The sequence below is a fragment of the Limnoraphis robusta BA-68 BA1 genome (assembly GCF_034932365.1).
In the GTDB taxonomy this organism is placed as follows: Bacteria; Cyanobacteriota; Cyanobacteriia; order Cyanobacteriales; family Microcoleaceae; genus Capilliphycus; species Capilliphycus robustus.
Window position 1 is genome coordinate 119,006 of the sequence record NZ_JAYGHR010000061.1, and the last position, 22,881, is coordinate 141,886.

Annotated in this window: 15 protein-coding genes; 5 read left to right on the forward strand and 10 right to left on the reverse strand. The window is 41.6% G+C overall.

Annotation, left to right across the window (positions count from 1 at the left end):
- Positions 1-517 precede the first annotated feature (517 nt).
- On the reverse strand, positions 518-2,503 hold the full coding sequence (locus VB836_RS13875) for a CHASE2 domain-containing protein (RefSeq protein WP_323219879.1): 1,986 nt from the start codon (positions 2,501-2,503) through the stop codon (positions 518-520).
- Entirely contained in the window at positions 2,458-3,132 is a 675-nt protein-coding gene (locus VB836_RS13880) for an AAA-like domain-containing protein (RefSeq protein WP_323219880.1), read from the reverse strand. The genes VB836_RS13875 and VB836_RS13880 overlap by 46 nt, the downstream gene beginning before the upstream one ends.
- A gap of 781 nt (positions 3,133-3,913) precedes the next feature.
- Between VB836_RS13880 and VB836_RS13885 the strand changes: the two genes are divergently transcribed.
- Complete coding sequence (locus VB836_RS13885) at positions 3,914-4,771, forward strand: hypothetical protein (protein WP_323219881.1); 858 nt, start codon at positions 3,914-3,916, stop codon at positions 4,769-4,771.
- 3 nt (positions 4,772-4,774) lie between these two features.
- Here the strand turns inward: VB836_RS13885 and VB836_RS13890 are convergent, their stop codons facing one another.
- From VB836_RS13890 to VB836_RS13910, 5 genes are all read right to left on the reverse strand, one after another.
- On the reverse strand, positions 4,775-5,125 hold the full coding sequence (locus tag VB836_RS13890; protein ID WP_323219882.1) for a hypothetical protein: 351 nt from the start codon (positions 5,123-5,125) through the stop codon (positions 4,775-4,777).
- Positions 5,126-5,244: 119 nt separating this feature from the next.
- A complete protein-coding gene (locus tag VB836_RS13895; protein WP_323219883.1) occupies positions 5,245-5,727 on the reverse strand; it encodes a hypothetical protein in 483 nt (160 codons plus the stop codon).
- A gap of 42 nt (positions 5,728-5,769) precedes the next feature.
- Positions 5,770-6,144, reverse strand: a complete 375-nt coding sequence (locus VB836_RS13900; RefSeq protein WP_323219884.1) for an aspartyl protease — start codon at positions 6,142-6,144, stop codon at positions 5,770-5,772.
- A gap of 8 nt (positions 6,145-6,152) precedes the next feature.
- A complete protein-coding gene (locus tag VB836_RS13905) occupies positions 6,153-6,506 on the reverse strand; it encodes a hypothetical protein (RefSeq protein ID WP_323219885.1) in 354 nt (117 codons plus the stop codon).
- A gap of 381 nt (positions 6,507-6,887) precedes the next feature.
- A complete protein-coding gene (locus VB836_RS13910) occupies positions 6,888-15,674 on the reverse strand; it encodes a DUF4347 domain-containing protein (protein ID WP_323219886.1) in 8,787 nt (2,928 codons plus the stop codon).
- A 69-nt stretch (positions 15,675-15,743) separates the two neighbouring features.
- On the opposite strand from VB836_RS13910, the gene VB836_RS13915 reads away from it, so the two are divergent.
- The 4 genes from VB836_RS13915 to VB836_RS13925 all read left to right on the forward strand — a co-directional run bounded on the left by VB836_RS13915 (position 15,744) and on the right by VB836_RS13925 (position 20,220).
- Positions 15,744-16,079 carry a tetratricopeptide repeat protein gene (locus tag VB836_RS13915; RefSeq protein ID WP_323219887.1) on the forward strand — a complete coding sequence of 112 codons (336 nt, stop codon included), beginning with the start codon at positions 15,744-15,746 and terminating at the stop codon, positions 16,077-16,079.
- Between the two features lie 221 nt (positions 16,080-16,300).
- On the forward strand, positions 16,301-16,546 hold the full coding sequence (locus VB836_RS30365; protein WP_407659672.1) for a DUF4278 domain-containing protein: 246 nt from the start codon (positions 16,301-16,303) through the stop codon (positions 16,544-16,546).
- 17 nt (positions 16,547-16,563) lie between these two features.
- Positions 16,564-17,028 (forward strand): hypothetical protein, encoded by a 465-nt coding sequence (locus VB836_RS13920; protein ID WP_323219888.1) that lies wholly within the window; start codon positions 16,564-16,566, stop codon positions 17,026-17,028.
- A gap of 219 nt (positions 17,029-17,247) precedes the next feature.
- Positions 17,248-20,220, forward strand: coding sequence for a HEAT repeat domain-containing protein (locus VB836_RS13925; protein ID WP_323219889.1), 2,973 nt, complete (start codon positions 17,248-17,250; stop codon positions 20,218-20,220).
- Positions 20,221-20,494: 274 nt separating this feature from the next.
- On the opposite strand, the gene VB836_RS13930 is transcribed toward VB836_RS13925, so the two are convergent.
- The 3 genes from VB836_RS13930 to VB836_RS13940 all read right to left on the reverse strand — a co-directional run bounded on the left by VB836_RS13930 (position 20,495) and on the right by VB836_RS13940 (position 22,774).
- Positions 20,495-20,986, reverse strand: a complete 492-nt coding sequence (locus VB836_RS13930) for a hypothetical protein (protein WP_323219890.1) — start codon at positions 20,984-20,986, stop codon at positions 20,495-20,497.
- 63 nt (positions 20,987-21,049) lie between these two features.
- Entirely contained in the window at positions 21,050-21,547 is a 498-nt protein-coding gene (locus VB836_RS13935; protein WP_323219891.1) for a hypothetical protein, read from the reverse strand.
- A gap of 543 nt (positions 21,548-22,090) precedes the next feature.
- The gene (locus tag VB836_RS13940; RefSeq protein WP_323219892.1) at positions 22,091-22,774 is read right to left on the reverse strand and encodes a poly(ADP-ribose) polymerase family protein; all 684 of its coding nucleotides are present in this window, start codon (positions 22,772-22,774) and stop codon (positions 22,091-22,093) included.
- Positions 22,775-22,881: the final 107 nt, after the last annotated feature.

The following is a 22,881-nucleotide window of genomic DNA, read 5'->3' on the forward strand; positions in this document are numbered from 1 at the left end:
CCTTAACTTGTCGATATAAGTATGGTAACTAAATTGATTTTAAGATGTGGGTGCTACCCGTTCCATTAAGATAAAAACCGTGCAGTTTGTATGATTTACTCAAACTCTCAAAGCAACGACCGAACTTTAAAATTAATTGATCGGTAAGTGATACCCAAAGCAGTCATCAAGCTCAGTTTGTGGATGGTTGTTTCGGGTAAAGGCGCTGGCATTACACTTGATACTACAACCCACTTAATTCTACTCAGCACACCGAGGCATTACCAAGCTCAAATCAAGCCTCACAAACGCTCAATTCTGCACTACAGATGCACAATATAGCAATTCCAAATGAGTTATAATAAATGTAAGGTTAGCAATAATATCCAAAAGCTGGCAAAAGAAAATGAACCATTACGACGAAATAGACGATTTTATCAATCAAACAAAAGATCCTAGAGAAATAAAAACAGCTATTGCTGTCAAACTCAAACTACAAGGAAAAACCTACCGATTTACCGCAATCTATTTAGGATTGCTATATTCCTATATCTTCATCTAAAGGACGTAGCTGTTTCAAAAGTAAAAATGTCCAGAATGTTACGGTTGGAAAAAATAAAGGAAGGAGAATCTCTGCGGTAATATAAAGTTGTAAGCTAACCAAGCCATAAGTTACTGTTGTACCAACAAACAATAGTATAAAGAACAATCTACTTAATTTTATTTTTATAAAGGAATATTGTGAGACGATAAATGTTACTCCTTTTGACAAAAAAATTGCTATTAATACCATCCACAAATCGGGGATAGGTATAACTAATCGCCGATTAATCCAATGATGAACCATGTAGGCGTGAGCTTCACCCCCTGGAAAAATAGGTCGTAAATCTGGGGGATTTTGTTGCGATCGCCAATAGGCAAGGGCAGTCGGAACAGCAAAGTTATCTTCACCTTCAGCATCTATACCAGCCTCTCTGTATCCTCCCGGTGCAATCAAAATCACAAAGTTGCCTTCTGGAATGAGTTTATCAATCTCGGTGGGTTGTTCAAGAAGTTGCCAAGCTGGAACGGTTTTAAAAACTTGTTCAGGCGGAATCGAGAAATCAATAATCGGGTGTAACCACCATTGACGCAGTAAATAGGCCCAATTTGTTAGGGGGTGTACTACAGCTTTTGGAGAAAAGAGTGTCGCATAGTCTTTTCCGGTTGCATCAAGGAAATAGGCTTTCAATTGATAAATTAACTGAGTAGAAGCATCAAGTTGGGGTTGGAGGGTGTGTTCTGTCTGTTCGTTGTGTATCCAGTAGCCTAAAGCTAGAAGATAGGATAAAGGCAGAATACGCTGTTCGGAACGATCCCGCAAAGGAACAAGACTCATATATTTGGGAGGAGCGCCTAACACCCGTAGATCCCCGTTAAAACTCCAGTTAGGGCTGGCAATTTCGGGTAAAACTTCAAACCATCCGCCCGTTGAGCGTTTTTTTGTCGCAAAGACAAACCAAGTCCCTTGTTTTTCAACCGCTTGACGGAGGGAATTTGCTAATATCGCGTCTTTTTCTGGTTGATGGCGATCTAACAGATAGTCAATCCCGACAACAGGTGCTTCTAACGCTGCAAGTTGGTCAATAATTTTGGCAATATAAGCGCGATCCATCGGTCGAGGATCGTCAATTTTAGCCCGTTTGATCGATTCTTCGTCAATGGAAACCATCAGCACTTTCGGTGTATCCTGGGGAACTTGTTGGGTGACTTGGCGATAAACTGACTGCACCCATAACCTGGTATCTAACAAAAAACCTTGAATAGAGAGTTGCCAACTCAACCCAACTAAAACTAGAGCTACAAAAGTTTCTAAGGGAGTAATCAAACCAAGAGTATGAGTAAATAGAAGATGACTAAATGTTCGCTTTCTCAACTCCTGACTTGCATTTACAAATTGATAATCTAAGTCACTTAAGCTTCTTCCTTTTGCCCAAGTCAATGCTTCCCATAAAGCTTTTCCTTGCAGAAGTCTTGACCGATCTTGACACCCCGAAGCAATCCAGGCGTTCAATGCTTCCATATAAGGTCGTAAGTCGCTGAGGGTTTGTTCAATCCAACTGAGGTTAAATATTTCTTGACAAACCCGATTATAGACCTTGATTTTGCCTTTCTCACTAACAACTAAACCTGTTAGTCGCAACTCCATTTGTTCGGTGCTGTGTTCAACTGTAATCTCCCCTTGCTGTAAAATTTTTGAATATAAATTTAACAGCCGACGTATTTTTTTGTCATTTTTTAGAATGCGATCGCGAATTGTTCTCAGGTGTTCGGGTTCATCCTGATATTCCCAATTTTCAATTATATAAGATTGTACAAGTTGCCCAACCCACTCGGCTTCATTGTCCTCGGTGAAAATGGAGCTTGAGATCTGAACCAGTTGACAGAGTTTTTGGGTTAAAAAGGGTTGTCCTCCCGTCCACTTTAAGATTTCTCGCATTACGTTGGAGGGATTTTTAACTTGCTCAGAAAAACCCAAGCACAAAGAGGCTGTTTCATCCAGTTTAAAGCCCTGTAGCTCAATAGCTTGACCAATATTAAGGGGAGTTTTAGTTTTTTTCCGACGCGATAACAGATCCAGTACAAGAACTTGTTGAGATCTTTCAAGACTTCTGTTTCCAGGCTACCCAGATGCAGATAAACGGTTCGATAGTTTTGATGAACTGCATAATCAAGAATTCTCGCCATCAATGAGGTTTTACCCATTAATTTCGGGGCTTTGATCCGCAGGAGTGAACCGGGTTTGAGAACGGTTTCATAGCATCGGGACTCTATGGGTGGACGCTCGACATAGAATGGAGAATCGAGAGGAACTGGGCCATCAGGATATTCAAGTTCAACGGGTGTTTGCAGTTGCGATCGCCTTTCTAATGCGGTGCGAAAGTTAGATTTATTGACAGTTTCACCCAATGCTTCCGACAGTTTCTTCCACAGTCTGCGCCCCACATCGCGCTGGAGATAATTTGTGGTGTACCCAGCTTCTTCTGCTATTTGTTCGTAGCTGAGACTGTTCCAAGCCCCCTGAAGAATGGTTTTCTCGCGATCGCTGAGATGTTCTCCAGTCTGGGTATATACGGCGGTATCCGCGACAGTGAACGCCTCTTCAAAGTCCATTGAGATCTCGATGGTACATACTTTTTATCTAGTTTGACATACTTTGCATCCGATGCTGACAGACAAGGTTTGAGTTGGACAGAACAATTTTCCCACATTTCCAGACTTCTAACTTTGACATACCATACCGTTGATTTACTGAATTTAACTCCATACTTTTTCCAATGGTCTGTCTTTAAATGAAATGGGATTTTAGTCTTAGTGAAGACTTTCTGGGTTGACTCAAATTTCCAATTTAGGAGAACAATATGAAGACTTTTTTATCTCTGGTCATTTGCCTCACTGCTGTTACTTTCTCTTGGGAGTCGGGTTATATTTCCAATTCGTGTACTGACGGTCAATCATCTTCTTGTGTTCAAAGAAATCCCAACAATGAGCCTCCCCGGTCACAAGATGGTGGTTCTCGATTTTCTGAACCTGTTCAAACTTTCCTCGATCTCTAAAAACTCCTAATAGTTCAATCTTAATTCTACGCCGCACACCGAGGCATGACCAAGCTCAAATAAAGCCTCATAACCGCCCAATTCTGCACTACAGATGCACAATAGTGGTAGAATGAGTGAAAATAATCAATGCTTTTCTCTCACTCGGTACTCGGTTTGTTGTCAAGAACGATGCTCAAAGCAAGCTCACTCCCAAGAAGTATCAAACCCGGACACCTGTTTGAAGTTAATCCCCTTTCAGAAGGCGAATTCAAACAACGTCAGCAACAAGCCCACAATTAACTCGATAAAGCTTGGCTCATTCTCCAACGAATTAAGCCCCATTTAAGAAAGCATTAATGAAATCATCTATTCCGAAATTTAAAGTGAAACCTGGCTATAAACCGCAATCGCTAGATACAACTCCCGAAGTGGATTTATTGGGGTTTGAGTTACTCAAAAAACGCTCCCCCTCACAGAGATTGGAAATGGGAGCAGCAATGAATAAAAATGCTCGTCGGTTTTCTATTTCCTGTTTTCGCCAACGGTTTTCTCAGCTATCCGATGCAGAATTGGCTCAAAAGCTGGCTTTAGCTTGGTTGGGAGAAAATGATTTTCCCGGTTTAACTTCTACTCAAAATCAAATGAATTGGATTCAAGATTCAATTGCTTTGGCTGAAAAATTGCACCCCATTTTTGAATCGCTAAATATTCCCTATTATATAACTGGGGGTGTTGCTGCGATCGCTTATGGAGAAGTTCGGACAACTCGTGATGTGGATATTGTTATGTTTATTCAACCTGCTGATATTATTGTATTGGCGGCTGAGTTAGAACAGATGGGTTTTTATGTTCCGGGTGTGGAAGATATTATTGAAGGTCGAATGCGAATATTACAAGTGACCGATATTGAAACGATTTCCCGTGCTGATATTATTTTAGCAAATAATGATGAATTTGAACGCATTCAATTTGAACGCAGAAAACAATATGAAACTCCCGGTGGTATTCGGGTTAATTTAGCCTCTCCAGAAGATATAATTCTCAATAAACTTCAGTGGAGAAGTTCTGTTCAATCGGATAAACAATGGCGAGATATTTTGGGGATATTGAAAGTACAAGGAGAATCCCTAGACTTTGATTATCTAAACTCTTGGTCGAATTGTTTGGGATTTAATGAAGATTTACAACAAGCGCGAATAGAAGCCGGACTTTAAATTTTATTCAGGGGTTGGATTACATTGATTGACCTGGTTTTGTTGGCGAATTATTCCGGTATTTTTTGGGTCATAACCCACTAATATAACATCTCCATTTTCAGTTCTTATCCATCCCCTCGCCGGAACAATAGTTCTAGAATCAATCGGATTATTATCTCGTTTTTTTGATTGTTGTGAACGACGTTGCGGGGAATTATTAACTGAAGGAGTTACAGGTTCAATCAGAGATAATTCTAACTCTGGAACTGCCAATAAATCTTGAGTGGGGTTTGGTGCAATTCCTCCACGTCCAGTAATAATAAATGCGCTATTTCGACCTTTTTGGCAGGGGTCTTGAGCGATTAGCGCCACCGGGTCAACAACGCTTTGAGGAAGTTCAACTAATCCCGAACTGGGGTCAATTTCTGAGTTCAGGCTAACCGTTCCGCTAAATGAAGCACCGAGTTCAGAAGTGGCGGTAATATCACTCGCTAAGGTTTGTTGAGTACGAAATTGGGTTCCAAAAATGAAGAATTTCGTTGAGCCGAGCCTATAAAACCACTAACAATCTGACCATGACGAGAAGTTCCAACAAGTTCTATTGTTCTAGCGTTAACAATTAAATCTCCCCCATTTCCTGTTCCTGATGTATCAACAACCACGGCAAATATAGTGCTGGGAGTTCGAGCAAATTCATCTTCAGAAACCTCCCGAATTTCCGAAACGCCAATTAACTTAATTTCATCTGCTTGAATATTTAATTCTCCGGCATTTCCCATAGAAGTAGTTTCTAGGCCTATTTGCGCTCCATTTTGAACGACAAGACGGCGAGTGTCAAGACTGATATTTCCCCCGTCACCTTCAGCCCTACGTTCAACTAATGTAAACAAGCCACTCGGAGATTGAGTATTTGCAGAAATACCTGTTAATTCTATATCGTTTGCTCTAATATTTAGATTGCCACCATTACCCACATGATGGCTGAATCCTTTTTTTAGAAGAAAACTCAGCGCCGCTTAACCTTTATATTCTAATGTCAGAATATTCGGATAATTAACCACAAGATTAAATAACTTTAACCATTTAACTCCTATAATAATCTCAGGCAAGCTTTTTCCGACTTGCACCGGAATAGCAAACTGTCTACCATCAATAATAATTAGACCATCGTAAATATCAAACCGACCCTTTCCTTGGGCTATCGGAATCATCACATCCGATTCACTTAATTCCCAATCGAAGGCTTCAAGATCTTGCTTATCAATGGCTAAATAACCTGCGGTAAACCCTGTATCTAAAAGTACATCGGTTGTCAAAATTTCTCCATCGGAAGTAACCAAACCCACTTCAAACATTAAACCACCATCTTCTCGAAATTGTCCGTGAATCATTGAATGTTTTAAATATTCCCCCAAGTTCCATCTTCACTATTAATTTTATAGATGATCATTGACGAAACTTTAGGACAGTATCGCTTAATTCGCCAAAACAGATTCTCCCAATCTTCATCTAATAAGTAATAACCGCAATCGACATCGATAGCAATGTACCAGGTGGGGTGGGTATTGATAAACTGTTTCTGAAGCTTTTTAAACCGGGGGTATCCTTTTCGGGCTTTTTCTTCCCCTTGCGCTTCCCATTCATCCAGTTTTTTCTGAGTATAACGGTCTTCTGCAAATATGCGTCCGCGTTTTGTTGAACGCTTATATTCAACTCGTCTTAGGTGTTCGGGAACTTCGCTGACAATTGGCATAATTGACCTGAAAACTCTAAACTAATAATATTATATCAAATTGATTGATTTTTTAATTCTTCAACCAACTTAATTTATATTTCATCACTCTCAGCGAGAAAACTCCCATCTTTTTGACGGGAGCCATTTTATTTTAACTTTTTGGGGACTGTACTGCTGATACTCTTCAACGGTTATAGCACTACGCATTATGGTTAGGACATTAGTAAAAGCGAAAAGTTGAGGCAGTGCGGTCTTGGGGTCCCCCCAAGTAGAGCAACTGCCGTGGCGGTGTCGGTTTCCGTCCCGCCAAACTTTTTAAGAAGCTGAAAATCTTTTCTAGTCTCACTTTTGCCTTTTGCCTCTTGCCTCTTGCCTAGCGCGTAGCGCTATATTACCTCATCAGACGAAAGTGAAGTAATCTTCTTCTAGATTGGGGAATGGAGTGCCTTGAATCATAGCAACTAATTCTTCTTGTTCTCCATTAATCCAGTAAAGGGAAGCACCAAAAGGTAAGCCGTCGGGTTGATCTCCTAAGCGATAATCCTGACGATTTCCATGCAACTGAATCGTATCATTTTCGGCATCAAAATCGACGATGAGAGCATAATCACCAAAACCGGGATTAGTCGTATTGTCATTGTAATAGAATTGGAGATCATCACCTAAAACGAAGGTATCAGCACCTTCTCCGCCTTGGAGAGTATCAATTTCCCCAACTCCTGGATTGTTGGTTTCGGGATTTACCCCAGTTAGAATATCTTCTCCATTATCTCCCCAGAGTTCATCGTTGCCGCGATCGCCAATCAGAGTATCATTATCTTTACCGCCATGTAGGGTATCATCTCCTTCACCGCCTTCAAGGAAGTCATCGCCTTGGTTTCCATTCAACCAGTCGTTTCCTGCGTCGCCAGAGAGATGATCTTGTGCTTCAAGTCCAAAGATGAAATCATTTCCTCCATCTCCATTGAGGATGTCACTGTCCTCTGTTCCCATTAGTTCATCATCGCGATCGCTACCTTCTATGGTTTGACCTGTGATCTTTTGGGGTTCAGGTAGTGTTTCAGGAGTGAGTGTAACGGTTGGTTCAGTTTCAGTATCGTTACCTTCACTACCATTAATAAAATCGTTATCACCATTACCATTAATAAAATCATTATCACCATTACCATTAATAAAATCATTATCACCATTACCTTCACTGATACCTTCACTGATAATTCCAGCAGGTCTAACTGTCACAGTGACAATATTATTATCAACATTGCCGTTACTATCTTGAATCGCATAGAAGATAATGTCTTCTCCTGTAAAACCATTATTGGGAGTGTAGGTAAGGGTATTATCTGGGTTAATAACTACTTCCGCATTATCAGAGGCAAAAATATCTACAATTTCAATTGCATCGTTGTCTGGGTCGCTATCGTTGTCTAAAACATTTATCGTGACTGATGTCGCAATCTCAGTATCTGCAAAATCGGGTTCAGCGATGGGGCGACTATTGCTAAAGTCGGGACGGGTAGTCGGGTCGATTTCTTCAGCGCTTTCAATTTGTTCGGTAAGTTTTGCACCCGTATTTTTATCGACAATTGCTGTAATATTTCTCGAACTCGTACCTAATTCTACTAAATCTTCTACTGTACCTTCTGGGTCATCGCTTTGGGCTACTTGCTGTACTTGGACGATTTTTATTGATTTTTCGCGGTCTTCGATAGTTCCATCGGCAGTAATATCATCAATGAGTTTGTTACCTTTGGTAATGATTTCTGCTGCACCATCAACAGTATTATCTTCTAATTCGGGAGCAAGTTCGTCGATAATTCCTGCTACTTGAGTTGAGTTGCTCAAGTCGAGATTTTCAGAGTTAGCGATTTCATTTGATAGCGCTTCAATAATTTCGGTTTCGTCAACTCCCGTTACCGCCTCTATTTGAACGAGGGTATTTTGTACCTGAACTTGTGCTGCATAGACTTCTAGCCAGTTGGGGTCGTCGTCGGAGGCTGCTTGTAAAGCATCGAAGTTGAGCAGATCCACATCTTCTAATAGTCCTAATGCGCTTTTAACTCGGTCTTGAGCTACTGCGGTATCGGTAGATTCAGTAAGTAGACGGGAGATGGTTGCTAAAGGATTGGTGACTAGATGTTGGAATCCGCCAGCTAATTCGGGAGATTGTGCAACATCGACAAATAATTTAGCTGGTTCGACAAAAGGATCGAGGAGATTTGTGCCATCATCAAAGACAGGAGAGAAGAGTTCTCCGCGATCAAATTCTCCGTTGCCATTGCTGTCTACAAACGACCATCGATCTACGGGCGTACTTTCAAGCACTACTTGTTCTAGTTCGTCTAATTCTAAGACACCATTTTCATTATTATCTTCTCCTGGATCTAAGATACCGTTATTGTTATCGTCTTCTCCTAGTTCTAAAACCCCATTCTCGTTAAGGTCGAAAGGAGAAATTGCAACTTCAGTACCATCGGGATTGAGAGGAGAAGCGATCAAGAAGGGTTCATTCTCATCTTGTACACCGTTGCCATTATTATCAATAAAATCAATTTTTAAGTTGTTTTCACCGCTAGGATTAACAACAGAGAAGGGTTCGTCAGGATCGAATTCACCGTTAGCATTACTATCTACAAAAACATAATCTGGGGATTCTCCTTCGACGACAACTCGCACGTCTAACAGACCGTTTTCATTGGTGTCAAAAGGAGTAATATCTAGCTCGTCCCCGCCTGTTTCATCCACTAAAGAAGAAGGTTCATTACTATCTTGTACGCCGTTATCGTTAACATCAATAAATACATACTGCTTGGTAATTTGCTGTCTTTGTTCGGCTTCAGAAAGAAAGGTTTTACCTAAGATATTTTCAATGGCGAGATTTTTTTCAACTATAGTTGCTGTCAGATTAGCGATTGCTGTTTCGTCGAGATTGGTGTTCGGGTCTTCAGCAATTGCAACGGTTAAAGCCTCGTTAATAATAGCAGTTACAGTATCAGTATCGGTAAGATCGGGGGCTTCTCCATTCTTAGCGCGGGTTACAATTGCTTGCAGAATAGCACTGGCAATTTGTGCTTCATTTACTGTAGAAGAAACCTCGTTATTGTCTAATTCTCCGTTGTCATTAACATCGAATAAACGAGATCCATCATCAGCTTGAACTACTTCTAAATCTCCATCATCAAACTGTTGGTTATTATTGTTATCAAGGTAAATTAAACCATCTTGAGTCAAAATATTGCTACTATTGATGGTTTGTCCTGTAAAAGCTGTTGCAGCAATAGTTTGGGTGGCTAAAATAATCAAATTTTGCAGTTGAGATTGTAAACCCAATACTGATAGTTCAGAAGTTTTGGGGTCATCATTATACAAATCGCTAGTTTCAGGTAAACCGAAAACATTAATTACTTCTGCTTGTGCTGTATCTAAATCGGGTTTGGCGATTTCACTAATTAAGCTAGTTAAAGGAGTGGCAACGGTCGCATTGGGAGTTGTAATAATTGGTGCAGTTTGTGGTAACGAAGTGGAAATATCAATGCCGTTAACAATAATCACTCTACCTTCTTCGGGATCGATAACACCATTACTATTAAGATCGAAGGGAGAGAAGGGAATATCGAGATCATAACTACCATCGGCATTACTAATGGTAACGGGTTCGTTGGGGTCTTGAATGCCATTGAAGTTGGCATCAAAAAAGACCGTACCGCCAGAAATTACCCCATCTATAACGCTACTAAAACTATTGCCTTTGCCCCCGATACTAAATTCAGCGAGGGGGAAAGTAGCAATTCGTTGCTCGAATACCGTCCTACCAAACAAGTCAACTTCTGCACCCAAAAAGGCGTTAACGATACCGTTTAATTGGAATAATTCAAAGGGTGTAGTAATGCGCGAAGCAATCTCCGAAGCCCGCAGTCTGCCATCATCCGTGCCGTTAATTTCCCCACCATCAATCAAATCCAGACCGATAATCCCTTCTAAACCTCCTTTGAGAAAGCCCGAAAGAACAACAAGATTTACACCCAATCCTGCTGCAATAGTAGCGGTAGCAACCAACTCATCGATATCTTCCCCTGTACCGTCTGGATTTTCGCGATCGCTAACAAAGAAACCATCGAGGACTCTAAAGGATTCTAAGGGGTCGAAATTATTAACAGACCATTGATTGAAACCAAAGGTATCAAAGCCAAAAGCGAGATCCAAAGCGACATTAAAATCCCCTTCTAACAAACCGCTAATCGGGCCAAAAATGGGAAACCTTTGTTCTACGTCGAATCCAACTTCTAAAGCGGGAAGATCGTAAGTAAAGAGGGCGACATCTTTACCCAAGAGCAAGTCGATCGCGCTCAAGGGATTGTTAATTAAAGGAATATCGAAATTATCGTTATTAAGTATTCTATTGGTATTTGCTTTTTGGATATCTCCGCTACCATCATCGGGAGCATCATCGAGTTGTTGCTCTAAATCTAGTGCGGACTCGGTTTGATCTGCTTCAACTTCACTCGGATCGGCATCGGGATCGCTAGGGTCAAAATTGCCCAACTCGAAAGAACCCACATCAATGAGAATGCCTTCATCGCCTGCGATCGATTCATTGAGAGCATCTGACAGAGCGAACAGTTCGGTAATTTGATCGAAAGCCTCCTGAAAGTTAGCGTTGGGAGTATTTCCCGTCAATTCTGCAATACCGAGCGCTAATTCAATCACGCTAATTTCACCATCACCATTATCATCCAAACCGTCCGCGATCCTAAGATCGTTGAGGATTTCCGTATCGGAGTTGAGAAAATCAACTATAGGACGAAAAGGATCGATGATGCTGTTAATGTTACCAATTACGGGGCGAGCAAAGTCGGAGAGAAAACTACCTAAATCTAGTTGCACGTCATTAAATGCGATCGTCGGTGAAAAATCGCCAACGGCTTCTCCATCTTCAAACGTAAACGAGCCAAATTCCCCAGCCAAATCGAAATTAATACTAGGAAAAGCAGTATCCGCTTGGATGCTCGTGACGGCTTTTAACCCCAAATTGGCAGTTGCCGAAGCACTGGGATTAAACAGGTTAGATATGTCATCAAAAGAAGCATTGCTAAGTTCTGTGCTAGTCAGGCGATCACCATCTAAATCTTCTTCTTCATCTGAATTTTCCCCATTATTTGAATCTTCATCATCAATGTCATTGAGTCCTAAAGTAAAATCAGCAATGACAGCCGTGGGGTTTTCTTCATCATTGACCAAATCGAGTTGCAAAAAGCCGAGATTCCCCGTTGCTTGGAAATCATCACTCAAACCCAGATCGACTCCTGCGGTAAAGTTAGTTTTTTCTGTATCGATAAAGAAACCGAATTCTTGGTTAATGCCAAACCCAAAATCAAATTGATAATCAAAATCGAGATCGACACTACCATCAACATCAATTCCCAATCCTGGCAAACCTAAATCCGCATCCAGATCGATATTGGCAAGGTTAAATTCTTTAGCAACTGTAATATCAAAAGTGGCTTCTTCTTCGGAGAGAGTTGCGATCGCTTCCACATCAACATCGAGAATCTCCTCAAGAGTTTCTTCCACTAACCCGCTAAGTTTCTCTACGTCTAATATTCCTCCTGTCTGCACCCGATTAATTAAGGTATTTTGGAAACTACCGATTAGATCTGGTGCGAGAGTTTCTAGAGAACCAATAAAGGGTAATTCAATGGCTCGAAACTGAGCGTCAATCGAATCTTGAATCGAATTGAGGGCATTATTTAAACCCCCTGCTGTCTCGATATTATCGAAACTGAGTTCGTTAATGGCAATGGGAAGGGGTTGTACTTCTAATTCGTTGTAAACAGGATCGTCACTCTCAAGAATGTGAGCGATGTTTTGAAATTCCGTTTCTTCTACTTCATCATCTATCGCAGCAGTAACTATAACTTCTTGAGGAGTTGCAAAGTTTTCGGGAGTAAAAGTTATGGGTGCAATGGCTTCGATATCGTCGCTAATGCCAAAACTAATAGTGACATCTGCTGTGGGTTCGGTTGCTAGAGCAATGGTGTAGGTTTCCCCTAGTTCCCCTTCGGTTACTGTAAAATTATTCCCATTACCAATAACAATCCCAGGAACATCATTTTCGGTAATATTGACAGTAACTTCATTAATGGTAATTCCCTGATAAGCATTATCGTCACTGGTTGCAGTATGGGAAATAACCGAAGTGCGGTCTTCTGTGGTTATATTGTCATCAACAGAAACCACTGTAATATTTTGCCTGATGTTGAAGTTTTCAGGAGTAAAAGTAATGGGGTTAATACTCTCTATCTGAGTGGTATCGGTAGCAAAATTAATGGTGACATCGCTAGTCGGTTGGCTAGTTAACTCGATCGTATAGTTATCCGTAGTTTGTCCTTCTATGAGGTTAGTCGAAGCTTGAGATTCGCTAATTTGCACCCCGACTACATTATCCGCATCATTCCTACCACTATCTTCAATGGTTAGTTCTGCTAATGTTTCCCCTAGTTCGTATCCTTCTCCTTCATTGAGGGTAAAAGTAACGTTTTCATTGACTTCTTCATTATTGTCATCAATGGGTCTAACTTCAATTCTGGCGGTAGTCGTACCTTCTGGTAAGGAAAAACTGTTGCCGATAATATCTCGCGACCTATTATTAGCAACTAAGACCAAGTTGTAGTCTTCACCTCGCGTAGCATCTCCACCGATAGTGAAGTTAAAGATGGTATCCTCGTCATCATTCTCGCCATTACTGAGTAAGGGATTGGAGAAATTAAGCTGGAAAACACCGGGGTTAGAATCAGTTTCAGTAGCATTATCTCCTGCAACAACATCAATTATCGGGGGACTGTCATTATCAATAATATTGGCAGTTATGGTATTTCCGCCACCACCATACTCTTCACTCTCGTTGAGAGTAATTTCTACTGTCTCATTTCCTTCAGCAGCCGAATCATCAAAATCGGGAATCCCCCCCGTAATTCCTGTGGCATCTAGTTTAACCACAACTTGTTCTTCACCAGAAATATCTAGGAAAAAACTACCAGCTTCATCGGTAAATATCGGCTCATCGTCGGTATTGAGAAACCTATAATCTGTATCTAGTTCGGCTGTTCCCCCAGTAACGCTAAAGCTTAACTGACGACCTTCAGGAGCATTCGGGTCTAAATTAAAGATAAACTGACCGTTACTCTCCCCTTCTACTGCATCTGTCCCATCAAGGCTAATATCTGGTTCGTCGTCCACAATAGCCAATTCAGCAGAAATAGAAGCACCTAGATTGTAAAGTGGGGAATCTTCCAAGGTGACAATGATATTTTCATCGGGATCGAAAATGCGATCGTCAATTACTTCAATCTCGATAGAACCTTGTGTTGCTCCCACAGGAATTGTAACGCTACTGGGAATTTCAAAATCTTCGCCATTGGTAGCTGTTCCCGTAACGGTGTAGCTAACTATTAAATCTATGGGTAAGCTTGCATCCAGGGAAAGATTGAAAGAACCGCTCTGTGTAATTTCTGATAAATTATCGACCGGTGCGATATTAATTGTGGGCAGAATAAAATTGCTGATGTCACCAAAGACGCGACCATTATCTAGGTTATTTCCCGTGGCAATATTGGTATTAGCCTGAGAAACGGTAGCATTATCCCTGACAAAAATGTCACTACCTTTTGCCTGACCGTTATTCCCACCTGCACCTCCCGCAGTTGAGTTACCAGAAAAATTGCTATTGAGCAAGATTAACTCAGCTTCATTTTGGACGAAGATAGCACCACCGAGTCCAGCACCACCGCCACCACGACCACCAAGCCCAGGATTTCCCGAACCTGTTGCGACATCAGCACCGTCACCGCCATCACCACCAAATGCTCCGCCATTACCGCCGTCGCCTCCCAATGCCGTTCTTCTTCTTCTTCTTCGCCTATTAGGATTTGCTCCAGCACCGCCACCGCCACCGCCACCAGCGCCGAAACCACCATCACCACCATCACCACCAAAACCACCCCTGCCTTCTATCAATCCACCAGATTCGCCGCCTCCTCCGCCGCCTCCGCCGCCGCCGCCATTGCCAAAGCTACCATTATCACCATTATCACCACTACCGCCACTATTACCATTTCCCGTTCCACCATTACCTGCCGTTCCACCATCAGCAGCAGTTCTGTTGTTAAAAGCAGTACCATTTACATTGGCAATTCCCCCGCTAAGTCCATCTGTACCTCGGCTCTCAACGCTGCCACCTCCTGCTCCACTTCCGCCATTGCCACCAACGGCACTATTGTCAGTAAACTCAACATTATTAGCAATTACCGTACCGTTGTTAATAAATAAAGCACCACCAGCACCTAAGCCACCGCCTCCTGCTCTTCCTCCATTACTACCCCTTGCATTACCATCTGTTAAGGAAAGATCGGATAAGATTATTTGGGTAGCGTCGGTTTCGCCATTAATTGCTACAATCTGATGTTGGTTCGAGCCATTAATTACAAGGCCGTTACCTCGGATATCAACATCCTCGCTAATAGTTGGCAGGCTATCAGTTAAATTGATAGTTAAACCTTCATCTACTTGGATGATGTCTCTTGTCCCGCCATTATTATTGTTTTCCGCATCTAGAATGGCTTGTCGTAAAGAACCCGCACCACTATTATTAGCGTTAGTAACTGTAAAAGTCTGCAATACAGAATTAAACGCAGACATTGCCTCAACTTGAAACGCTAGAGGTGATTCGATAAATCCCGTCGTAGCTTCTAATACCCAGTCTCCCCCCAGATCGCTATTACCGGTCAAATCTTCAGAAGCAGCAATATCTGCTGCGGTAATCTCTCCTAAGCGATTAATAAAAGCTTGTCCTTGTTCGCCTTCTGCGACATTACAACCATATAAAAGAATATCACCATTTTCACTTAGGGCTTTTCCCCACTGTTGCAATTGGTTTTCATAGCTCTCAATATTACCATTATCTAGGCTGCTATTCCCCAACTGTAAAACGCCTGAATCTCCGTGAGAAAGAATTTGTACGCTATCTAAATTATCGTAGTTAGCTAATACTTCAGTAATTTGCTCGACACCATTGCGGTTGGAATCCAAGATCACTACTTTTGTCTCTGGTTCGACGCTGTTAACTAGAGATTGGTAGTCAGCAATATTGCTATCAACAAAAATGACGGAAAAGGGAGCGTTAATTATCATCCTATCTGTAGTCCTATTTTCAAGAATTGCTATAAGAGGGTTATACGATTGTATTGACAAGCGGGAAACTTGCAAGGACAAGCGATTAGTTTGTTAGGACTGGGTAGAATTTATGATTTATTAGGAGACAAACAGCAAGCCCTCGAATTCTACAACAAATCCCTTCCTTTATGGCGACAGGTTGAAAATAAAGCGGGGGAAGCGACCACTCTCAACAATATTGGCGGTGTCTACTCAGATTTGGGAGACAAACAAATTGCGCTCTCACACTACAACAAATCCCTTCCTTTATCGCGACAGGTGGGGTATAAAGCGGGGGAAGCGGCTACTCTCACTGGTATTTGTAGTTGCTTGCAAACAAGAACGCCCATGCTCGCAAACAAGACAATTTCTTGCTCACATTAGGGGTCTTGGCAACTTTTGATGCTCTCGACAGGGGAGCCAGTTTTTATACAATTGCGATCGCCTCTAGAATACTATGCGATCGCAGTTTACCCCAGTGTTCATTCAAACAAGGAAGAACTTTTGAGCGACGACTTGGAGACAAATGACTGCATAAGCTCTCACCGAGTAGAAGTATGTTTGAGTAGGGAGAAACGAGTTATTCAATTTAGGAGTATTACTCAATTTATAAACTTACTTATCGTGGTATCGCTTACTCCTCCAACACCCCCAGAATTGAAACCACTGAAACCGAAAATTTTGCACGGTTCAGAGGATTAAGTTATAATATTTCTCGCCCCCTGAATGTACCTCAATCTCAACCCAAACTGTTGAAATATCGGGGCGTGGTTTACACCACAGAAAACGGGAAAATTTCCACTCCTAACACCTCGAATTTTCCGGCAAGTGTAGTTCCGGCGTTTAACTAAAAGATGATCAAACTTTGATGAAAAACAAACTCCTTTTAGTCTTGGCAGTTGGCTGGGTAATGTGGACGCTCACAACCCCAAGAACTTTGGCTCAAGAACAGTTATCTGGTAACAAAGTGTACCTGGATAAAAATTGCCAGAGACAGCAACAATTGCCACCCGTTGAAAGATTTACTGTTTTTTACCAATCCGAATTTCAAGCTGTAGATGAAATCTATTGGTTCTCTGCGGGTCGATATCAGGACGGAGCGGTGCTTTTTTGTATTTCTCAACCGAATTTTAATCAAGCCCAAGTTTTGAACGAAAAGACCATACAAAACCAATTTATTGAGAAGATTATCAAAGCTCCCAATAGCAATTCTATCTTTTTGATTACCGTAGCCGAAGGAAATGGGAGAAATGTACCATTAACAGATTATAAATTAGACTTGTTTGACCCCAATCAACCCGTATTAACTCGCTTGGGAGTCCGGTCAAATTAACGGGAAATCTGGGGAAATTGTGAAGGGTTGAAGTGCAACAACTATTGCAGGAAATGACCGCAAGCCAATCGCTCGGTCGCTTCGGCCCAACACCGCTATCCCGTTCAAGGTGGACAGTTGTTCAATTGACGATTAATTAACTTCTGTTAAAATGGTAGCATAAATGGCTCCTTTCACGCACAACATAATAGGTTTAACCCCGAATCCCTAGACCCCAATATGCTGACAATTGCATTTTTAAAATCTAATCCTAAATCTACAATTTCCTTGAACTTAGGGGGAGAATATCGGGCGATTGATGAAAAACTAAAATATTCAAATGCTAGGGATAAATTGCAATTAAAACCTCTAGAAAAAGTGCGTCCTGGAGATTTGCAATCGGTTTTACATGAGTATAAACCTAGAATTGTTCATTTTAGTGGTCATGGAACGGGAAATCAGGGTTTGGTGGTAGAAGATGAACAGGGAGAAGCTAGTTTTGTAACTACAGAAGCGTTAGAGGAGTTGTTTAAATTAGTTGCGGATCGCGTTGAATGTGTCATCTTAAACGCCTGTCATTCTCACGAACAAGCCGAAGCTATTCACAAACATATTAACTACGTTATTGGGACAACTGCGAATATTCACGATGACGTTTCGATAGCCTTTTCAACGGGATTTTATCAAGCATTAGCAAATGGTGAATCGATTGAAAAAGCCTTTGAATTTGGAAAAAATCGAATTCAACTTAAATTCGCAGGAACCCAAGAACATGAAACTATCGTTTTTTTAAAAAAGAAAAATATCCATCCGTTCAAACCCCTTTTGGCTGATGCAGATGAACCGGAAAATATAACTTCTCCCGAAGATGTTAGAGACTTTTTGCAACAGATAGAAAACAACTTTAACAAAATCAAAGTTTTTCACCGTCAGGAACCTTTACCGCTTCAAGATCAATATATTCCCATTCAAGTCACACTGGAAAGAAAAAAAATCGAAACCATTGGGTATTATACTGAAGATATCGACGAACTCAAACGAGTTTACGCCCTCAAAGGTTCGGAAGAATCCCAACAAACTCAAGCGGATTGGAAAGATGCAAAAAAGGATCATAAAAATATTATTGTATTAGCCGATCCGGGAATGGGAAAGTCAACCCTTTTAAGGATGGAAGCCGCTACAACCTCTCAACAACAACAAGAGAAATTACAGCCTGATATAAACCCTGATAACGCTTCTGAACCCTCTTTAGATGAGGTAATTTTTCCGGTGTTTTTGCGGTTATCGGAGTTGGCTAAAAAAGAAGAAGAAATCCTTGAGATCATTCCCCAACTGATTCAAAAAGAATATCCTAAAATTTACCCCAAAATTGCATCGCTTTTCAAAAAGAAGCTAGAAACCGGAAAATGTTTGCTATTATTGGATGCGTTGGATGAAGTTCCCCAAGAACAACGCCCGCAACTCAAAGAAAAGCTGAACCGTTTTGTGAGAAACTATCCCTGTTCGTTAATCTGTACTTCTCGAATTGTCGGCTATGGTGGGACTTTCGTAGAGGGCGGAAAAGAGATGGAAATTGTTCCCTTTACCCAACCGCAAACGGAAAAATATATTCAATATTGGTTTAAGAATGCTGAAGCTTCTCTCCCCGCAGAAATTACACCGGAAGGACTGATAGAAGAACTCAAAAATAAACCTCAAATTAACGGCTTAGTTCAAAATCCGCTTTTATTGTCTTTGCTGTGTAGTTTGTATCAAGAACAAGGCTTAACCCTTCCCGCCCGACGCGGCCAAGTTTATACAAAAGCCGTTGAATATATGCTGGAAAAATGGGGACAGGATAACGATAGACAGCCTCCCAATCCGGCGCGAATCTCCTCTAAAAAACAACTCCTGAGAGAACTCGCCTATCACTTCACGAACGGGGGAAAAGAAGTCTTTTCCAGTGACGAACTGACTCAACAAATCGACGACTATCTCCGCAGCGAAACCGTTTCCAGTAACTTTAAAAATCAGACCGCTTCCGACCTGATTAACGAACTTACCGAACAGGATGGTATTATCCAAAAACTAGATCGAGAAGGCGATCAATATCTGTTTCTCCATCGCACCTTTCAGGAATATTTTACCGCTTCTTATTTGCAGAATGCCAGCAATACCGTTGATTTGGCGAAGCAACTGTTTTGGAACTACGACACCCATGAAACCCTGACCTTGTTGGCGGGATTGATGGAAGACCCCCTGCCGTTGCTGCAAGCGATAACCGATGAGGAAGATGATATTTTCAAGACCCTTTTATTGCTGGCGGGGCGCTGTCTAGCCGAATGTTCGGACAAAGGTTTAAAATCGGATTTACCCCAAAAAATTATCGAGAATATTCACCAATTTTGGCTATCCTATCCCAGTGCAAGTTTTATCAACTCAACGGTTATTGCATTGGGTAATATTGGCAACGCCGAAGCGGTTAAGCCTTTAATTGCCGCCCTCAACGACTCGGAGTCAGATGTGAGAAGTAATGCGGCCTCTGCTTTGGGTAATATTGGCAACCCCGAAGCGGTTAAGCCTTTAATTGCCGCCCTCAACGACTCGGACTCAGATGTGAGAAGTAATGCGGCCTCTGCTTTGGGTAATATTGGCAACGCCGAAGCGGTTAAGGGTTTAATTGCCGCCCTCAACCACTCGGACTCAGATGTGAGAAGGTATGCGGCCTCTGCTTTGGGTAATATTGGCAACGCCGAAGCGGTTAAGCCTTTAATTGCCGCCCTCAACGACTCGGACTCATATGTGAGAAGTAATGCGGCCTCTGCTTTGGGTAATATTGGCAACGCCGAAGCGGTTAAGGGTTTAATTGCCGCCCTCAACGACTCGGACTTATTTGTGAGAAGTAATGCGGCCTCTGCTTTGGGTAATATTGGCAACGCCGAAGCGGTTAAGGGTTTAATTGCCGCCCTCAACCACTCGGAGTCATATGTGAGAAGGTATGCGGCCTCTGCTTTGGGTAATATTAACGATAAAAATACTTTGAAAATGTTAATCGAGTTTTGGGAAATTGATATCTATCGCCGGGATATATTTCCCGTTGCCCGCACTTTAGCGATTCGATTTAATCAGAAGAACCTACCTTTTATCCCGGTTTATCGTCGGTTTGTTCGATTTAATTACTCACCCACATTAGCAATAATCAAGCGTGTTTGGTCAGCAATAATTCAGCAATAACTCTCGTTACCCGGAGTATAAATCTATCACAATGTTAAGTGGGGAGCTATTGACTCATACCCTGCGTTTAAGTCAAATCGCTTTTCTGACACGACTTGGAAGGTTACAGGAAAAATGAAATGAGAAACTAAACAAGGAGAGATTTGCGATCGCCGGAAGTAAATGCAGGGCTAACAATCCGCAAATTCTTAATATTTAGTCCGATTGAAAATATCCCGATTAAAAACAGTATTTATCAAGTTCAACTCAAAAGAAAAAATCGTAGCTTTTTAGATCAAGTTGGCAATTGGTCTTGAGTTGGAAAACCATGTTGCCTTCTGCCAACGTCGGCATCAAATTTTTTAGAAGACTTAAATAACTCAAACCGCCCATCGGTGCCATAGGGAAGAACCCGCTCTCGCAATCCCTCTGCCCTCTGCCTTCTGCCCTCGTTCAATATTTGCGACATGAATGATTTGAGGGCATTCAATCGTTCTTCGCACCACTCCATCGCAGGTTGATTCAGTGCAAGTTGTTCTTCGGGGGTTCTGCCCAGACGCTTTAAATAGGGTTTTAAACCCGTTTCATTGGAAGACCCCCAAGTTTCATTCAAGAGTTTCAAAGATTCCATCAATCCCCTTCTCCTGCCTTTAAGAAAGCAAAGATGCAGTTGGGTTTGTTCCGGCTTAAAACCCTCAGAAGATAATCGGGATTGAGGTTTAATGATTTTTTCATCAACCTGCTGGATGCGAGAAAGAATTTGTTCGGATAGGTTCTGTGAATTCATAATTAATGTTGGACGGGAGCGGCCCGCTAGTACGCTGAATTTAACCGGGTTAATCTCCTCAGCTTAAAACTCTGTGGTTGTAGATTTCAATTGGCTTAAAACGTTAATCAATTTTCGGATTTCCTCGTTGCTCAATAAGTTCAGACTAGATTTCCCAAACAGTTCCTGAATCTTTGTCTGAAACTTATGTTTGTTCCAGCGATGATAATTCAACCATTGACCTAAAATCCTTTCCAGTTCTGCCCTTTCTGTTTGTTGTTGATTAAAGGAATAATTTGCTTTGTTACCGTTATTTGTTGAGGATTGATGCTGGTATTGACGAGTAGTTGTGTTGTTCATCGTTTCACCTTCAATCCTGACATCAAGTTGAGGAAATCGAGCGGCAATCGCTCTTACTCCCGCTTCAACTGTAATAGAGTTATCCCAGTCGAATTTCACCACAGAACTGCCTTGATATATTTTGCAGGCGATTGCATCATCACCAACTGCATCTCCTTCTCGGATCTTACCAATGAATAGATATTGGGGGCGAGGAATTGGTACGAAACCAAGTTTAAGCATAATTGTTACTCCTTTCTCGAAGCGAATCTTTATGTTGAGAGAGACTCCATTGATTTGGACTCGGACTTGAATGTTGCGGGGAGTTTTATCGCGGCTATACTCTGGAGATATCTTATCACTTAAAACTCCCAATTGCAACCTTAATATTTCCCGTATCTAACCCCTCTAAATCTTAAGGTTAATGTGTTTATAGTCGGTGCAAATTGGCTAAAAAAAGGTGCTTTTTTCGGGCGGAATTTCAAGGGTTTATGGAAATTTTGTAAATCACTCCGAGTTCTGGTTGTTGTGCCGTTCAATCAAAATTATTGCTGTTAAATCTTTTTGGCATTCTGCAAGAATCGGCTTAAAATTTTCTCTCCATTCTTTGGGAAGCTCAAAAGTCAAAACTTCAATTTTAGTGAGTATCCGTTCCAATTCTTTGTTGTTCATCATTCTGGTGAAGTAGATCTGATCAATCCTTTTCGGACAAGAGAAAGTGCTACAGTATCCAAAACTATTAATTGGTGATAACTGTAAAACTTTCCCTGTATAATTAATTAATACTCAAATTCCACCAAATAATTGATTCGGACTTGAGCAACATCGTAAACGATACTTTCGCGGGTTTATGACTCCCGCACAACCGGGAGAAACATAAGTGCTGTGATAGCCACGAACGGGGAAATTGCGGTCAGAATGAGTCGGTTTATATTCCCGCCCCATTGCAAAGTCACAAAGCAAAGCAAACACCCGTTCGCATTTCTTTCCCGCCCAACTTCCTACCGAATAATTAAGTGCTTTTGTAGAGCATTCGGAACCATAAATGCCGTGTCCAAACATCCGACCGTTGCAAGCTGAGGTGGGAATAATTAAGCCCCCTTTAAGTATGCTTAATAAATTGGCGGTTGAAGTGCCATGCCAATGAGGTTTAACGTTACCAATAGCGCACGCTTTTTTGTCATAAGCGGCATTTTGCGTGGGCATATCCACCTGATAAACTCTACGAATGTGATAGTTGTAAGCTTGGTGATAAGGGTTTTTGGTAGACTCGAAAAGTTTACGAATTTTGCGGAATTTTGAGCGCCCGAATGCGGTGGAAGCGGGAACTTTGGTTAAAGAGCATTCAAATACTTTCTCGGATGTTGGGAGCGAGGCTGAAATTACTGCTTGGAGCGCGTCTAAAATTTGCTCTTGTTCTTGGATTTCTGCGCGGGTGGTTAACAGTTGAGTAGCCGAAGGAATTTTCATCTCCGTTGTCTTTAGGAACCAAGCGAAAATACTCGGTAACTAAATCTTCTGAATGGCGTTGATAAATGCGGTTGAGCAAGTTTCGAGCCGTTGCAATTGCACGCCCG

Bases quoted from the DNA above. Each gene is read 5' to 3' on its own strand.
- VB836_RS13880 (WP_323219880.1), bottom strand. From the start codon at position 3,132: ATGGACTTTGAAGAGGCGTTCACTGTCGCGGATACCGCCGTATATACC.
- VB836_RS13885 (WP_323219881.1), top strand. From the start codon at position 3,914: ATGAAATCATCTATTCCGAAATTTAAAGTGAAACCTGGCTATAAACCG.
- VB836_RS13900 (WP_323219884.1), bottom strand. From the start codon at position 6,144: ATGATTCACGGACAATTTCGAGAAGATGGTGGTTTAATGTTTGAAGTG.
- VB836_RS13905 (WP_323219885.1), bottom strand. From the start codon at position 6,506: ATGCCAATTGTCAGCGAAGTTCCCGAACACCTAAGACGAGTTGAATAT.
- VB836_RS13910 (WP_323219886.1), bottom strand. From the start codon at position 15,674: ATGATAATTAACGCTCCCTTTTCCGTCATTTTTGTTGATAGCAATATT.
- VB836_RS13920 (WP_323219888.1), top strand. From the start codon at position 16,564: ATGAAAAACAAACTCCTTTTAGTCTTGGCAGTTGGCTGGGTAATGTGG.
- VB836_RS13925 (WP_323219889.1), top strand. From the start codon at position 17,248: ATGCTGACAATTGCATTTTTAAAATCTAATCCTAAATCTACAATTTCC.
- VB836_RS13930 (WP_323219890.1), bottom strand. From the start codon at position 20,986: ATGAATTCACAGAACCTATCCGAACAAATTCTTTCTCGCATCCAGCAG.
- VB836_RS13935 (WP_323219891.1), bottom strand. From the start codon at position 21,547: ATGCTTAAACTTGGTTTCGTACCAATTCCTCGCCCCCAATATCTATTC.
- VB836_RS13940 (WP_323219892.1), bottom strand. From the start codon at position 22,774: ATGAAAATTCCTTCGGCTACTCAACTGTTAACCACCCGCGCAGAAATC.